We start from the raw sequence: 15,535 nt of genomic DNA, 5'->3' as shown, positions 1-15,535 counted from the left end.
CATCGCTGCTCACTCGTCCTCCGCCAGCACCACGCCCGATGCGCTCGACGCGCTCGCCTCGACGGCACCGGGCTCGGACACCCGGCTCGCGCCGCGGGCCTGGTTGCACACCGACGCCCCGTCCCTGTCGCTCGACGGGGACTGGGACTTCCGGTGGTCGCCGGTCGCGGACGTCCCGCTCCCGGGGGTGGAGGACGGGTGGGGCAGCCTCCCCGTGCCGTCGCACTGGGTCCTGCACGGGCACGGCGCGCCGAGCTACACGAACCTGCAGTACCCGTTCCCGATCGATCCGCCGCACCCGCCGGAGGAGAACCCGACCGGCGACCACCGCCGCACGTTCGAGGTACCCGCGTCCTTCGACGCCGCGGCCCGGGTGCTGCTGCGCTTCGACGGTGTCGAGTCGCACTTCCGGGTGTGGCTGAACGGGTCCCTCGTGGGCTGGTCGACCGGATCCCGACTCGCGACCGAGTTCGACGTGACCTCGCTGCTCGTGCCCGGGTCGAACGAGCTGCTCGTCCGGGTGCACCAGTGGTCGGCGGCCTCGTACCTCGAGGATCAGGACCAGTGGTGGCTGCCCGGCATCTTCCGGAGCGTCACCCTGCTCGCCCGACCGACCGCGCCGATCGACGACGTGTTCGTGCGTGCCGGCTGGACCGCGACCCTCGGGAACGCCGCCACGGCCGGTACGGCTGCCTCCGGACGTCCGGAGACCGGCACGGGAACGATCGCGTTCCCGACCCTCGACGCCGCGTTCCCGGTGCGCTTCCGGGTGCCCGACCTCGGTGTCGACGTGACGTGGGCCTCGGCCGACGAGGTCGCACCGATCACGCTCGAGGGCGTCGAGCCGTGGAGCGCCGAGGTCCCGCAGCTGTACGACGCGACCGTCTCCACCGGCACGGACGCCGGCGGCCGCGCGGGCGGCGAGACCGTCGCACTGCGCCTCGGCTTCCGCACCGTGTCGATCGTCGGCGACCGGTTCCTGGTGAACGGCGAGCGCGTGGTGTTCCACGGGGTGAACCGGCACGAGACCCACCCCGTCCGCGGCCGCGTCTTCGACGAGGAGCACGCCCGCGCGGACATGGCGCTCATGAAGCGGAACAACGTCAACGCGATCCGCACCTCGCACTACCCGCCGCACCCCCGTGTGCTCGACCTGGCGGACGAGCTCGGGTTCTGGGTGGTCCTGGAGTGCGACCTCGAGACCCACGGCTTCCTCTTCACCGACTGGGTCGGGAACCCCTCGGACGACCCGGCCTGGCGCGACGCCTACCTCGACCGGATCGCCCGGACGGTCGAGCGCGACAAGAACCACGCGTCGATCGTCATGTGGTCGCTCGGCAACGAGTCGGGCACCGGCCGGAACCTCGCCGCGATGTCGCAGTGGGTGCACGACCGCGACGACGAGCGCCCGGTGCACTACGAGGGCGACTACACCGGCGCCTACACCGACGTGTACTCGCGGATGTACCCGACGCTGCAGGAGACCGAGTCGATCGGCGGTGGCCCGGAGACCCCGCTGCTCGGGTGCGGTCCGGCCGAGGCCGCGCGGCAGCGGACGAAGCCGTTCCTGCACTGCGAGTACGTCCACGCGATGGGCAACGGACCCGGCCAGATCCAGGAGTACGAGGACCTGGTCGACAGGTACCCGCGACTGCACGGCGGCTTCGTGTGGGAGTGGCGGGACCACGGACTCCTCGCGCAGACCGCGTCGGGTGAGGACTACTACGCGTACGGCGGCGACTTCGGCGAGGTCGTGCACGACGGCAACTTCGTGATGGACGGCCTCGTGCTGCCCGACGACTCCCCGACGCCGGGGCTGGCGGAGTTCGCGGCCGTCGTGGCCCCGATCCGGTTCTCGCTGTCGGACACCACCGTGCTCGTCGAGAACCGGTACCACTCCGCATCGACCGCGGGACTGCGCTTCCGCTGGACCCTGTCGCGGAACGGGGTCGAGGAGGCCAGCGGCCGCTTCACCCCCGGCGTCGTCGCGGCCCGGCAGTCGGCCACGGTCCCGGTGTCCGACGAGGTGCTCGCGGCAGCCGCGGACTCCAGGTCCCTGGCCCCCGGCGACGAGCTGTGGATCGACGTGACGGCGGAGCTGGCGGGGCCGACCGCGTGGGCGGACACCGGCCACGTCGTCGCACGCACGCAGCGGCTCGTGGCGAGCCGCGCGGCGGACGTGCCCCGGGCCTCCCGACAGGGATGGGACGGCGACCGTCTCGGCGAGGGGACCTTCACCGCCCGCGGTGACCTGGTGTCCTGGAAGGGGCACGAGGTCGCCGGGCCGCGGCTCGAGCTGTGGCGCGCACCGACGGACAACGACAGCCTGGCCTCGCAGGGCGGGTACGAGACGGCCGACCCGGTGCTGACGAAGGGCGTCGGCGACCCCACCGCTCCCGCGTCGGCGGTCCGGTGGCGCGAACGCGGGCTCGACCGGTTGACGCACCGGCTCGTGTCGGTGTCGCGGACTGACCACGGCCTCGAGCAGCGCGTCCGTGTGGCGGCGGCGAACAGCGGGTGGGGCGTCGACGTCACGCACCGCTGGACCCTGACCGACGACGGACTGCTGCTGCAGACCGACGCGGTGCCGTTCGGGGCGTGGGACGTCACCTGGCCGCGGATCGGCGTGCGGTTCGACCTGCCGGCGTCGCTGCTCGACGGCGATGCCTCGTGGTTCGGGACCGGACCGGCGGAGTCGTACGCGGACTCGTCGCGTGCTGCTCGGGTCGGCCGGTTCAGTGCGCCGGCGCGGGCGCTGACCGTGGACTACTCGATGCCGCAGGAGACCGGACACCGGCCGGGGCTGCGGACGCTGTCGGTCGGGCCGTTCACGGTGTCGACCGTCGGGGCGCACCGGGCGGGCTTCACGCTCTCGCCGTGGACCGCGCAGGAGCTCGGGCGTGCGATGCACCCGTACGAGCTGCCGACGCCGGAGCACGCGTACCTGTACCTCGACGCGGCGCAGCACGGGCTGGGGTCGCGGGCCTGCGGGCTCGACGTGCTCCCGGAGCACCAGCTGTGGCCGCAGGCGTTCTCGTGGAGCGTGGTGCTCGGGTAGGGGCGGCGCGGCGCGGCGGCGGTCGAGTCGAACCAGGAATCCGACATCGAACCAGCCCCAGGGCCTGGTTCCATGTCGGATTCGTGGTTCGGTCCCGGGCGCAGCGGCGGCCGCGCCGCGCCGCTGCCCGGGCTACTCCCCCGCGGTAAGGGCGCGGAGCGCCTCGGGGTCCGACGCGTCGAGGAACTCCGTCAGGCGCTCGGGCTCGCCCGGCTCCTCGATCGCGGACGCCGCGCGGCGCAGGGCGAAGAGCGCCCGGAGCACGCCGCGGTTCGGCTCGTGCGACCACGGCACCGGCCCGGCACCGCGCCACCCCGCCTTCCGCAGGGCGTCGAGACCGCGGTGGTACCCGACGCGGGCGTAGGCGTAGGACTCGAGGGTCGCGCCGCGCGCCCAGGCCTCGTCGGCGAGGAGCGCCCACGCCAGGCTCGAGGACGGGTGCGACACGACGACGCTCGACACCGGGGCGTCGGCGGCGAGCGCGGCAGTCACCTCGGGCTCCTCCGGCAGCAGGGTCGCGGGGTTCGCGGTCGGGTTCGGCAGCAGGTTCTCCGGCATGCCCCCAGCCTGTCACCTCTTGCCGAGGAGCGGCGTCCGCCCTACGGTGGGTGACACCTCGTCGTCACGCGGGGCCGCCGGGGCGGGAGACCGACCGGCAGCACGGGTGGCGGACACGGGGGTCCCCGACGGAACGAGCAGCCTTGCAGTCGATCACCGGTACCGCGCAGTCCTCGCGCTGACACCGTGATCGTCGCGCCCCGTCGGGCGCCCTGGTCGTCGCGCCCCCTCGGGCGCTCCCGTGTGCCGACCCCTCCGGTCGCCGCGGGTCCGGTGTCGTGCGCCCAGCTCACGATCCGGGAGGCACCCCCATGCCCGCAACACCGTCCGTCGTCCTGCACGACCTCACCTTCACCTGGCCCGACGGCACCGTCGCGCTCGACCACCTCACCGCCGCCTTCGGCCGCGGACGCACCGGCCTGGTCGGGAGGAACGGCGCCGGCAAGTCCACGCTGGTCCGGCTCGTCACGGGCCGGCTCCAGCCCACGTCCGGCTCGGTCAGCACGACCGGTCCGGTGGACCACCTGCCCCAGCGGCTGCACGCCCGCCCCGGGGACACTGTGGCGGACCTGCTCGGGATCCGCACGACGCTGACGGCGCTCCGAGCCGTCCTGGACGGCGACGCCTCGGCTGCACACCTCGACGCGGTCGGCGACGACTGGGACGTCGAGGAGCGTGCCGCCGCAGCGCTCGCGGACGTCCCCGGGCTCGACGGCAACGACCTCGACCGACCGGTCACGACCCTCTCGGGCGGGCAGGCGGTCCTGGCGGCCGTGGCCGGCATCCGCCTGCGGGGACGACCGATCGCACTGCTCGACGAGCCGACGAACAACCTCGACCGGCGGGCCCGCGCGGCCCTGCTCGACCTGGTCGACGGCTGGCGCGGCACCCTCGTCGTCGTCGGTCACGACCGGGAGCTGCTGGAGCACGTCGACGAGACCGTGGAGCTCCGCAGCGGCTCGGCGACGGTGTTCGGCGGGACGTTCAGCGCGTACGAGGAACACCTCGCGGTGCAGCAGGCGGCCGTCGCCCGCGAGGTCCGCGTCGCCGAGCAACGGCACCGCGCGGAGAAGCGGCAGCGCATCGAGGCCGAGACGACGATCGCGCGCCGGGCGAGGGCGGGCGAGAAGGCGGGCCGCTCGATGCCGAAGATCCTGGCGAACGAGCAGCGGAAGAAGGCGCAGGAGACCGCTGGTCGGCTCCGGACGGCGCACGGTTCGGCGGAGGCGCGGGCCCTGTCGGCGGTGCGGGACGCCGAACTGCGCCTGCGCGACGACGAGCCCCTGCACGTGGCACTGCCCGACCCGGACGTGCCGGCGTCACGGCGCATCGCCACGATCACCGTGCGCGGGCGGGACATCGTCGTGCAGGGCCCGGAACGCCTCGCCGTGACGGGCGACAACGGCGTCGGCAAGACGACGTTGCTCGACCAGCTCGTCGGGAGCCCCACCGCACGGGACCACCCGGTCCCGGACACCGCGGCGGTGCCGCACGTCGACCGGATCGGGTACCTCGCGCAGCGTCGGGACGGACTCGACGACGACGCCACGGTGCTCGAGAACGTCCGGCGGGACGCCCCGCACGTACCCGACGGGGAGCTCCGGAACCGGCTCGCGCGTCTGCTCGTCCGCGGCGACACGGTGGACCGGCCCGTCCGCTCGCTGTCGGGCGGGGAGCGCTTCCGGGTGGCGCTGGCCGCGCTGGTGCTCGCAGACCCGCCGCCGCAGCTCCTGGTGCTCGACGAGCCGACGAACGACCTCGACCTGACGAGCGTCGACCAGCTCGTGGCGGCGCTCCGGGCGTACCGCGGCGCCCTCGTCGTGACCAGTCACGACGAGACCTTCCTCGAGCGGCTCGACCTGACGGGTCGGATCGCGTTGCGGTAGCCCTTCCGCGCCGACCCGGCTGGCGGCTACCGCTTCCGGGTCGGCCGGATCGCGACCGACTCGATCGTGCCGCGCTCCGGCAGGTCGACGACGGTCCGGACGGCCGCGGCGACGTCCTCGGGCGCCAGGTAGTAGGCGGTGTCGTAGTCCTCGCCGAGCTTCTCGGTCAGGGCGCGCTGCATGTCGGAGTCGGTGCGGCCCGGGTGCACGCTCGACACCCGCACGCCGTTCGCCCGCTCCTCCTCGCGCAGCGCGTCCGCGAAGGCCCGGAGCGCGAACTTCGACGCCGCGTACACACCGCCGCCGGGACCTGCGGTGAACCCCGAGCCGCTGTTGATCGGCACGACGATGCCCCGCGCGGCCCGGAGCGCGGGGAGCGCCAGCCGGGTCAGTTCGGCGACCGCGAAGACGTTGGTGGCGAACACCTGCTCCCACACGTCGCGCGAGGTGTCCGCGATGCGGGTGCCCTGCTCGACCCCGGCGCTGTGCACCAGGACGTCGAGCGACGCCGGCAGGTCCGGCACGTCGCCCGCGCCGAGGTCGCCGACGAACGGTGACGCACTCGGCAGCTCGGCCACGAGCGCGGCGACCGCGTCGGCGGAGCGGCCGCCCACCAGGACGTGGTGGGTCCGCCCGAGGTCCAGCGCGATCGCGCGGCCGATGCCGCGGGTGGCCCCGGTGACGAGCGCGGTCGGGCGGGCGGTGGCGGGAGCGGTGTCGGTCATGCGTCCCACCCTACGGAGCGGGCGTGGCGGACCGGCACCGCGCCTCCCGGCTGTGGAGGGCGGTGCCGGCCGCAGCCGCTGTGCAGGAGCCGGTCAGTCCTTCGAGCGCCCGGCGCTCTCGCGGATCCTGATGCCCTCGAGCACGTCCTTGGCGTGCTGCTCGTCCTGCTTCTCGATCTGGCGGGTGTCGCGCTCGGGGAGCTGGATGTCCTCCTCGGCCCGGATGCCGGCCTGCAGCTGGCGGCCGCGCTCGAGCTCGGCGTCGAACTCCGCACCGAAGAGCAGCGCGTTGTTCGTGATCCAGATCCAGAGCAGGAAGACGATGACGCCACCGAGGGAGCCGTACGTCGCGTTGTAGTTCGAGAAGTTGCCGACGTAGAAGCCGAAGCCGACGCTCGCGATGATCCAGATCGTGATGCCGACCAGCGCCCCGCCGCTCACCCACTTGAACTTGGACTGGCGGATGTTCGGGGCCCAGTAGTACAGCACCGCGACGACGACGATCATGATCGCGAGCAGGATCGGCCACTGCACGATCGAGACCACGAGCGCTGCGGCGTCGCCGAGGCCGATGACGTCGCCGAACGCTCGGGCCAGCGGTCCGGAGACGAGCACGAGGAGCCCCAGCACGAGCAGCACGACGGTGAACACCGTGACGCCGAGCATGGTCGGTCGGAGCTTCCAGATCGGCCGGCCTTCACGGACGTTGTAGATGCGGTTCATCGCACGGCCGAAGGCACCGACGAAGCCCGACGCGGACCACAGGGCGCCGAGCACACCGACGATGAACGTGATCGGCGCCGCAGGCGAACGCACGAGGCCCTCGACCGGGTCGCGGAGGAGCTCGGCGACCTGCCCGCCACCGACGTTCGTGACGACGTCGAGCAGGGTGTCGATCGTGTCCCGCGGGTTCGAGACCAGGCCGAGGATCGACACGATCGCCAGCAGACCGGGGAAGAGCGCGAGCACCGTGTAGTAGGTCAGGCTCGCGGCCAGGTCGGTGCACTGGTCGCTGGTGAACTCGCGGAGCGTCTTCTTCAACGTGTACGTGAACGACGGCTTCGTGAGGTCCGTCGGGCTGTCCGGCTTCCGGGGGTCGTCCGGTGCCGGCTTGTGCTGCATCTCCTGCTGGAGGGTCTTGTCCTTGTGCGCCATGGTCTAGCCCTTCGCCTTCGCGAGGGCCTTCGCCGCCGCCTTCGACCGCGCCGCGGCCTGCTTCCGGTTCTTCGTCGCGCGGCGCTGGACCGCGGCGATGCCGGCCCGCTGCTTCACGCGGTTCTTGTGCACCGGGTCGCGTTCGAGCGACTCCTCGGCCGCCTTGCGCCGGGCCTTCCGCCCCTTCCGTCCGCCGCGCGCCTGGTCGGCGTCGAGCTCACCGCGCGCGCCGAAGGGCAGGAGCGCGGTGAACGCGGTCGAGGCCGCCGGACGGTCGAGGTGCCCGGCGTCGGTCCGCCCGATGCGGGTGCCGAGGACGATCGCCGCGATGCCGGTCGCCGCGGTGACGCCCATCGCGATGAGCGGCGTCGGGTCGCGGTGCCAGCGCTGCCGGGCCTTCGCGAGCGCCAGCCGGGTGCGCGCGGGCACGTCGGAGCGCCGCCGGATCTCGCTGACGCTGTCCGTCAGGCGTTCGCGGGTCCGCACGTTCGCGAGCTCCAGCTCGGGGATGCTGTCCTTGGCCATGCTTCGTGCCTACCAGGCGGTCCCCGGCATGGCACCGAGCGACCGCGGTCTACGGTGCAGCCCATGCTCTTCCGGGACGTCGCCGAGGGGATCCACCGCCTCGAGATCGCACACACCAACACGTACCTCGTCGAGACGGGCGACCGCCTGCTCGTCGTCGATGCGGGGCTGCCCGCCGCGTGGCCGCACCTGCTGCTCGCCGTCCACGACCTCGGGTACACGCCCGCTCGGGTCGAGGCGCTGCTGCTCACGCACGGGCACTTCGACCACGTCGGCACCGCCGCCAGGATGCACCGCGAGTGGGGCACGCCCGTCTTCGTGCACCCGGGCGACCGCGACCTGGCGGCTCACCCGTACTCGTACCGGCCGCAGACGAACCGCTTCGGCTTCGTCGCGGTGCACCCCGGAGGACTCGCACCGCTCGGTCGGATGCTGCTCGCCGGTGCGGCGACGGTGGACGGCATCGCGGAGACGCAGCCGCTGGTGTCCCGCGCCGACGTCCCCGGCAACCCGTGGATCATCGAGACGCCCGGGCACACGGACGGGCACGTCGCGCTGCACTTCGCCGACCGCGACGCGCTGATCGTGGGCGACGCCCTGGTCACCTTCGACCCCTACACCGGTGGGATCGGGCCGCGGGTGGTCGCGCCGGCCGCGACGGCGGACGTCGACGAGGCCGTCGCGTCGCTCGGTCGACTCGAGGACACCGAGGCCCGGCACGTGCTGCCCGGGCACGGCCCCGCGTTCTCGCGGGGCGTGCGCGCCGCGGTCGCGCAGGCCAGGAGGGCAGCCGGCGCCGCGTAGCGCCGGGACCGCCGGGCCCGAGACCCGGGCCTGGCGACGGCCCTCGCACGCACGCGCACGAGGACCGTCGCGCAGCGCGAGTCCCGCGGCAGTGGTGCCGGGCGGACGTCGGACGGGAGGCGCGTGGCAGCCGCGCCACGCGCCTCCCGTCCGTCGTGACGTGCGTTCCGTCCCATCGCACGCGACCTGGGATGTCGTTCCGCTCGTCGGAGGCAGGAAGGAACGTCCGTCTACGCGCGGAACGGCCTCCTCCGCGCGGAACCCGAGCGCCCTACTCGGGCAGGACCACGTCCTCGGGGCGGCCGGAGGCTGCCGAGCGACCAGCGGCCTCCATCAGCGCCAGGCTCCGCAGGTTGTCCCGGCCGCTCGTCTCCGGAGCCGGGCCGCCCTCGACGGACCGGGCGAAGGCCTGCAGCCCACCCTGCCGGTCGGTGTGCTCGAGCGTCGGGAGGTCGACGGCCTCGGCCTCGGCGTCCTGGTCGGCCCGCAGCGTCACGCGGTCCCCGGCGATCTCGCTCGGCGACCCGTCGCGGCTCGTGAACCAGATCTCGCCGTCCTCGCCCTGGATGCTCCACTCCCCCGCCCACGCGGTCCGCGGAGCACGCGAGAGCCAGCTGCCGCGGTAGCTCACGACGAGGCCGTCCTCGAGCTCGATGATCATCGACGTGACGGCCTCGTCCTGGTACTTGCTGTGGCTCGGGTACGACGCGCGGGCGTACACGCGGACGGCCTCGAGCCCGGTGATCATCCGGAGCAGGTCGAAGTGGTGGATCGCCATGTCGTTGATCATCGGGTGCGGGAACCGGTAGTGCGGGTAGGTCTCGACGGGCTGGTCGTTGTCCCACTGCCGGAAGTCGATGCTGATCGCGGACAGCTCGCCGAGCTCCTTCGCCGCGAGCAGCTCCTTGACCGCCCGGGGTGCCGGGTACCAGCGGTAGTTCTGGCTGACCTGCAGCACGAGCCCGAGCTCCTCGGCCCGACGGACCGCCGTGAGCGCCTCGTCGGTGGAGTTCGCGAACGGCTTCTCGACCAGGACGTGCTTGCCGGCCTCGAGGGCCTCGAGCGCGAGCGGCACGTGCGTCACGGCCGGTGCGGTGATGACGACGGCGTCGGCCTCGACCCCGGCGAGCGCCTCGGTGAGCGAGGCGAAGGCGGCGGATGCCGGCAGGTCGAGGTCCTCGCGCACGGCGTCCAGCGTCGCGGGGACCGGGTCGACGAGCCCGACCACCTCCACTTCGGTGACCTGCGGGATGGCGGTGCGGGCCCAGTTGCCGCCCCACCCTCCGAGACCGACGTGGATGATGCGGACCGTCATGCGTGCACTCCTTCGTGACCGGCGCGCCACGACTCCCGTGGCGCGTGCGTCCAGTCTGTCAGGCCGACGACGAGTGTCGTGCAGCCGCACCCACCGCCCGCGCAGCAGCCTGCGTCAGTGCGTCCAGGCGTAGCCGATGAGGGCCATCGTGACGATGAACCCCGCCAGGTAGTTGATCCAGAGGAACCGCTTCCACCCCGCGTTCGCCGCCTCGGCCCCGGCGTCGGTGATGTTCCACCACGGCAGGACGTTGAGCGCGTACGGCACGACGACGATCGCCGCGATCGGCCCCGGGAAGTCCGAGAACAGCAGGGCGACGCCGGCCACGAGGTACGCCACGAACGCCAGCCGGACCGTCGCCCGGGCGCCGATCACCGTCGCGACGGAGCCGATGCCGCCGGCCCGGTCGGCCAGCACGTCCTGCACGGCGCCGAACGCGTGCGAGGCCACGCCCCACAGGAAGAACGCGACGCAGACGGCGACGAGTGCCCCGGTCCAGTGCGGGCCGGCGAGCGCCAGCCCGTAGACCGCCGGTGAGACGAAGTGCGTCGACGACGTCAGCGAGTCGAGGAACGGCTTCTCCTTGAAGCGCAGCCCCGGTGCCGAGTACGCGATCACCGCGAAGACGCTGATCGCGAGCACGAGCCACGACCACGGCCCGTTGCCGCTCAGCGCGCCGAGCACCACGAGTGCGACGAGGAACGGGACGTTCGTGACGACGACCGCCCACAGCGTGGTGCGGTGGACGCTCTTGTCCAGCAGCGCGCCCTCGACCCCGCCCTTCCGCGGGTTCCGCAGGTCGGACTCGTAGTCGAAGACGTCGTTGATGCCGTACATGGCCAGGTTGTACGGCACGAGGAAGTACACGACCCCGACGAGGAACGCGACGAGCGAGAAGCCGCCGCCACCGTCGACGCCGACCCCGCTGCCGAGCAGGTACGCGGCGCCGAAGGGGTAGGCGGTGTTCACCCAGCTGATCGGTCGCGACGACACGAACAGGGCGCGCGCGGTCGACGGTCTGGAGGCACTGCTCACGGTCACGGGGTCTCCTCCGGTCGACGGGGTGGCTGGGTCGGCGTTCCGACCGTACCGGTCCCGCGTCCCGCCCCGCGGACGGTGGGGTGCGCGGACGACCGGGCCCGCGGCCGCTCGAGCAGGACCCAGCAGCTCGGCAGCAGCAGGGCGGCACCGAGCGAGTAGGCCAGGTCCTCGACCGGGAACAGCCCGACCCGGGCGCCGGAGACCAGCGCGTCGTCGTACGCGACGATGCCGAGCCCCACGATCACGTTGTTGAAGACGCCGGTCATCAGGAGCAGGACGACGCCGGCCGCCACGGCGCTGACGACACCGCCCGCACCGAGCCACCGGCGACCGGCCCGCCCACGACCGGCCTGTCCGCGACCGGCTCCGCGGCGACGGGCCGACACGACTCCGGCCGCCACGGCGACGAGCGCGGCGAACGTCAGGAACGGCACCGCGAGCAGGGCGTACGTCGCCGTGCCGGTCACGAGCGTCGCTCCTCGTCGGGCCCGACCCGGGACCCGGCACGGTCGAGCCGCCGGGCCACGACCGGACGCAGGGCACCGAACAGGTCCATCGTCGTCCAGCAGAGCAGCACGAGGAAGAAGACCTCCTCGAGCGGGACCTCGGGCGCGAGCAGCACCCCGGTCAGCAGGTCGCCCTGCCCGATGAAGAAGATGCCGAGGTGCACGCCCGCGACGTCCCACACGAGGAAGAACACGAGCCCGATCACCATCACCGCCGCGGCACGCAGGGGGCTGCGCCAGAAGAACAGCCGGTACCGGGCGTCGAGCACCGCGATGCCGGCGATCGACACCACGAGTCCGGCGAGGTACGCCCCCGGCATCAGCCCACGGTCCGGGCGGACCCGGCCGTCGACGACCCGGCGGGCCCCGACGACGGTGCCGGCAGTGGCGTCGGCAGCGGTTCGGTCGACGTGTCGCCGTGGATGCGCTTGAGCAGCACCTCGGCGCTGATCAGGCACATCGGCAGGCCGATGCCCGGGGTGGTCGAGGCGCCCGCGTAGTAGAGGCCGTCCACCTTGCGGGAGACGTTCGCCTCGCGGAAGAACGCGCTCTGCGCCAGCGTGTGCGCCGGCCCGAGCATCGAGCCGCTCCACGCGTTGTAGTCGTCGGCGAAGTCCTGCGGGCCGATCGTGCGGCGCACGCGGATGCGGTCGCGCAGGTCGGGCACGCCGGAGCGCTCCGCGATGACGTCGATCGCGCGGTCGGCGATGCGCTCGACCTCGGCGTCGCCGGCACCGTCGATGCCGCCCTTCCCGATGGACAGGTCGGCGGGCAGCGGCACCAGGACGAACAGGTTGCTCGAGCCCTCGGGCGCGACGGTGTCGTCGGTGAGCGAGGGCGCGCAGACGTAGATCGACGCCGGGTCCGGCACGTGTCGGTCCTTGCCGAAGATCGCGCCGAAGTTGGCCTCCCAGTCGGCGGTGAAGACCAGCGTGTGGTGCAGCAGCCCGGGCACGGGACCGTCGACGCCGAGGTAGACGAGGACGGCGCTCGGCCCCGGGTCGCGCTTCCGCCAGTGCGGCTCCGGGTACGTCCGGTGCTCCGCGTCGAGCAGGTGCAGCTCGGTGTGGTGCAGGTCGGCGGCGCTCACCACGAGGTCGGCGGGCACGGTGTGCTCCGCACCGGAGGCATCGCGGTGCACGACGCCCGTCACGTGCCCGTCCTCGACGACGATCCGCTCGACGGTCGCACCCGTGGTGATCTCGGCACCCTCGCGACGGGCGACGCGCTCGACCGCGGCGATGACCTCGGTGATGCCGCCCTTCGGGTAGAGCACCCCGTCGGCCAGGTCGAGGTGGCTCATCAGGTGGTACATGCTCGGCGCGGCGTACGGGCTCGTGCCGAGGAACACCGCCGGGTACCCGAGGACCTGCCAGAGCCGACGGTCCCGCACGGCCTTCGCGGCGAACGACGACAGCGGCTGCAGCAGGAGCCGGGCGAGCTTCGGCAGACGACGGAGCACGTCCGGGGCGGCGAGCTTCGTCAGGTCCTGGAAGGTCGTGTAGAGGAAGCGACGGACGGCCATCGCGTAGGTGTCCTCGGCGGAGTCGAGGTACTTCCGCAGCCGCGCACCGGCACCGGGCTCGATCGACTCGAAGAGCGCGATGTTCGCCTCGCGGTCCGCACGCAGGTCGATCGGTTCGTCGTCGCCCTCGCTGTAGACGCGGTAGCCCGGGTCGAGCCGGACGAGGTCCATCTCGGCGTCGGCGGTGGTGCCGAGCAGCCGGAAGAAGTGGTCGAACACCTCGGGCATGAGGTACCAGGACGGCCCGGTGTCGAACCGGAAGCCGTCCCGCTCCCACGACCCGGCGCGGCCGCCGAGCTGGTCGCGCTGCTCGAGCACGGTGACGGCGTAGCCGTCGCGGGCGAGCAGCGCGGCGGACGCGAGTCCGCTGATGCCGCCGCCGACGATCACGGCACGTCGGGCCGGCACCGCGCGCCGCGACGCGGGGGTGGACGGACGGGAGGCACGGGACGGGGTCATGCACGGCCTCCAGACCGGTGGTGGGCTGCGCGGGACGACAGCGGGGCGCGGCCGGCGAGCACGCGCGCGGCGAGCTGCGCCTTCACCGGGTTCGGCACGCGCACCCGCGTCGTCACCAGGCGGTCCGCCGGGCACGCGGCGATCCGGTCGTTGAGCTCCTGGAACAGCGCGTGCGCGAGGCCGACGGCCTTGCGTGCGTCGACGGGGAGCAGCGGCACCGTCAGCGCGGCACGGTCGAGGTCGGCCTGCACGTCGGCGACCAGGCGGTCCTTGGTGGCCTCGTCGAACGTGCGGACGTCGACCCCCGGGAAGTACGAGCGGCCGAGCACCTCGAAGTCGGCGTGCAGGTCGCGGAGGAAGTTCACCTTCTGGAAGGCCGCCCCGAGCGCGCGGGCACCGTCGACGAGCACGGCGTCGTCGAAGGTCGGCCGACCGGCCCGGTACACGAATGCGCGGAGGCACATCAGCCCGACGACCTCGGCGGAGCCGTACACGTACCGGTCGAACGACTCCTGGTCGTGCTCGGTCCGCTCGAGGTCCATGCGCATCGACGCGAAGAACGGCTTCGTGAGCTCCGGCCCGAAGCCCGTCGTGCGGGCGGTGCGGGCGAAGGCGTGCACGACCGGGTTCACCGAGAATCCCAGTGCCATCGCACGCTCGGTGTCGGCCTCGAGCTCGTCGAGCACGGTGCGCGCCAGGTCGTGGTCGAGTCCGGCCTCGGTCGCGGGACCGTCGACGACCTCGTCGGCCACGCGGACCAGGGCGTACACGTTGCGGATGTGCTCGCGGGTGTCCCTGGTGAGGAGCCGGCTCGCCAGGCCGAACGAGGTCGAGTAGCGCTCGATGACGACCCCGGAGGCAGCCTCGGCCGTCGCGTCGTACAGGGGCAGACGCGGTGGTGCGGTCTGGGTCACCGCACGCGCTCCAGCAGTTCAGACACCAGGTGCTCCAGTCGTTCGGCGAGCTCGTAGGGCAGGGCCGCGAGCTCGGCTCGGGCGAGGGCGGCGTGCTCGGCGATCCGGGACTCGGCCGCCGCCTTCGCGCCGCAGGTCTCCAGGGTCGCACGGAGCTCGGCCGCGCGTTCCTCGCCGAGGTCGGGGTCGCCGAGGTAGGGCGCGATGTCGTCCCAGCAGTCGGTGGTCGCGGCGTAGGCGATGAGCATGGTGCGCTTGCCCTCGCGCAGGTCGCCGAGCACGGACTTGCCGGTCACGGTCTCGTCGCCGTAGACCCCGAGCAGGTCGTCGACGATCTGGTAGGCGATGCCGATCTCGCGACCGAAGGCACCGAGGGCGGCCACGACGGACTCGTCCGCGCCGGCGAGCACGGCACCGGACTGCAGCGGCGCCTCGAACGAGTAGACGCTCGTCTTCGCCCGCTCCATGGCCAGGACCTCGTCGACGGAGGGCATGACGCCCAGCGCGAGGTCGACGTCGGTCATCTCGCCCGCCGCACTCGCGAAGACCGCGTCGTCGAGGATCTCGAGCAGCCGCGCACGACGGTCGTCGACGACACCGGACGCCTCGACGAAGCGTGCGGCGGCGACGAGGGCGAGGTCCCCCGCGATGACGGCGGCGCTCACCCCCCGGTGCTCGGCGGTGGGCAGCGCGAGGCCACCGGTGGTGCCGGTGTCACGGAAGGACCCGGCGACGTTCGGCTCCCCGCGGCGCGACCAGTCGCGGTCGATGACGTCGTCGTGCACGACGAGCGCGGTGTGCAGCAGCTCGTACGCGGCGGCGACGTTCGCGGCGGCGTGGGCGTCCGTGCCGCCGAGCCCGGCGTACGCGGTGAGGACCATGCGGGGGCGGAAGCGCTTGCCGCCCATGCTCGCTCGACGGAGCACCCGCCAGAGTTCCTCGGACGGTCTGCCGAACCGACGCGCACGGGCCGACGACACCGCGAAGAAGCGTTCGATGCAGTCGTCGACCAGTGCGAGGTCGATCTGCGCCACGGTGGCCGCTTCCTCGCTCATTGGCCTAAC

General features: G+C 73.2%; 14 protein-coding genes. 3 read left to right on the top strand and 11 right to left on the bottom strand.

All coding sequences use genetic code 11. The features are described from left to right. Position 1 precedes the first annotated feature (1 nt). Positions 2 to 3,058, top strand: a complete 3,057-nt coding sequence (locus tag ACIQFY_RS13710) for a glycoside hydrolase family 2 TIM barrel-domain containing protein (protein ID WP_400340613.1) — start codon at positions 2 to 4, stop codon at positions 3,056 to 3,058. 132 nt (positions 3,059 to 3,190) lie between these two features. Here ACIQFY_RS13710 and ACIQFY_RS13705 read toward each other — a convergent pair whose 3' ends face one another. After that, a complete protein-coding gene (locus ACIQFY_RS13705) occupies positions 3,191 to 3,616 on the bottom strand; it encodes a DUF3151 domain-containing protein (protein ID WP_209676372.1) in 426 nt (141 codons plus the stop codon). Positions 3,617 to 3,927: 311 nt separating this feature from the next. Here ACIQFY_RS13705 and ACIQFY_RS13700 point away from each other — a divergent pair, with 311 nt between their 5' ends. Next, entirely contained in the window at positions 3,928 to 5,502 is a 1,575-nt protein-coding gene (locus ACIQFY_RS13700) for an ABC-F family ATP-binding cassette domain-containing protein (RefSeq protein ID WP_400340538.1), read from the top strand. A 26-nt stretch (positions 5,503 to 5,528) separates the two neighbouring features. Here the strand turns inward: ACIQFY_RS13700 and ACIQFY_RS13695 are convergent, their stop codons facing one another. The 3 genes from ACIQFY_RS13695 to ACIQFY_RS13685 all read right to left on the bottom strand — a co-directional run bounded on the left by ACIQFY_RS13695 (position 5,529) and on the right by ACIQFY_RS13685 (position 7,907). Next, entirely contained in the window at positions 5,529 to 6,227 is a 699-nt protein-coding gene (locus ACIQFY_RS13695; protein ID WP_326496701.1) for an SDR family oxidoreductase, read from the bottom strand. Between the two features lie 93 nt (positions 6,228 to 6,320). Continuing rightward, the gene (locus ACIQFY_RS13690) at positions 6,321 to 7,382 is read right to left on the bottom strand and encodes a YihY/virulence factor BrkB family protein (protein WP_066651884.1); all 1,062 of its coding nucleotides are present in this window, start codon (positions 7,380 to 7,382) and stop codon (positions 6,321 to 6,323) included. 3 nt (positions 7,383 to 7,385) lie between these two features. Then, positions 7,386 to 7,907, bottom strand: a complete 522-nt coding sequence (locus ACIQFY_RS13685) for a hypothetical protein (protein WP_209684174.1) — start codon at positions 7,905 to 7,907, stop codon at positions 7,386 to 7,388. A 63-nt stretch (positions 7,908 to 7,970) separates the two neighbouring features. On the opposite strand from ACIQFY_RS13685, the gene ACIQFY_RS13680 reads away from it, so the two are divergent. Then, positions 7,971 to 8,711 carry an MBL fold metallo-hydrolase gene (locus ACIQFY_RS13680; protein WP_066651881.1) on the top strand — a complete coding sequence of 247 codons (741 nt, stop codon included), beginning with the start codon at positions 7,971 to 7,973 and terminating at the stop codon, positions 8,709 to 8,711. Positions 8,712 to 8,982: 271 nt separating this feature from the next. On the opposite strand, the gene ACIQFY_RS13675 is transcribed toward ACIQFY_RS13680, so the two are convergent. From ACIQFY_RS13675 to ACIQFY_RS13645, 7 genes are all read right to left on the bottom strand, one after another. Further along, positions 8,983 to 10,026, bottom strand: coding sequence for a Gfo/Idh/MocA family protein (locus ACIQFY_RS13675; protein ID WP_251154163.1), 1,044 nt, complete (start codon positions 10,024 to 10,026; stop codon positions 8,983 to 8,985). 114 nt (positions 10,027 to 10,140) lie between these two features. Continuing rightward, positions 10,141 to 11,067 (bottom strand): prenyltransferase, encoded by a 927-nt coding sequence (locus tag ACIQFY_RS13670; protein WP_144411207.1) that lies wholly within the window; start codon positions 11,065 to 11,067, stop codon positions 10,141 to 10,143. Further along, entirely contained in the window at positions 11,064 to 11,534 is a 471-nt protein-coding gene (locus tag ACIQFY_RS13665) for a lycopene cyclase domain-containing protein (protein WP_400340535.1), read from the bottom strand. The genes ACIQFY_RS13670 and ACIQFY_RS13665 overlap by 4 nt, the downstream gene beginning before the upstream one ends. Continuing rightward, the gene (locus tag ACIQFY_RS13660; protein ID WP_209684182.1) at positions 11,531 to 11,893 is read right to left on the bottom strand and encodes a lycopene cyclase domain-containing protein; all 363 of its coding nucleotides are present in this window, start codon (positions 11,891 to 11,893) and stop codon (positions 11,531 to 11,533) included. The genes ACIQFY_RS13665 and ACIQFY_RS13660 overlap by 4 nt, the downstream gene beginning before the upstream one ends. Then, positions 11,893 to 13,557, bottom strand: a complete 1,665-nt coding sequence (gene crtI / locus ACIQFY_RS13655; protein WP_400340533.1) for a phytoene desaturase family protein — start codon at positions 13,555 to 13,557, stop codon at positions 11,893 to 11,895. The genes ACIQFY_RS13660 and crtI overlap by 1 nt, the downstream gene beginning before the upstream one ends. Beyond that, positions 13,554 to 14,471, bottom strand: coding sequence for a phytoene/squalene synthase family protein (locus tag ACIQFY_RS13650; protein WP_209684186.1), 918 nt, complete (start codon positions 14,469 to 14,471; stop codon positions 13,554 to 13,556). Before ACIQFY_RS13650 ends, crtI begins: the two co-directional genes overlap by 4 nt. Continuing rightward, on the bottom strand, positions 14,468 to 15,526 hold the full coding sequence (locus ACIQFY_RS13645) for a polyprenyl synthetase family protein (RefSeq protein WP_066651867.1): 1,059 nt from the start codon (positions 15,524 to 15,526) through the stop codon (positions 14,468 to 14,470). Before ACIQFY_RS13645 ends, ACIQFY_RS13650 begins: the two co-directional genes overlap by 4 nt. Between the last annotated feature and the right edge of the window lie 9 nt (positions 15,527 to 15,535).

Source organism: Curtobacterium sp. NPDC092190, assembly GCF_044755625.1.
Taxonomy (GTDB): Bacteria; Actinomycetota; Actinomycetes; order Actinomycetales; family Microbacteriaceae; genus Curtobacterium.
This window is presented reverse-complemented; position numbering and strand designations above follow the sequence as displayed.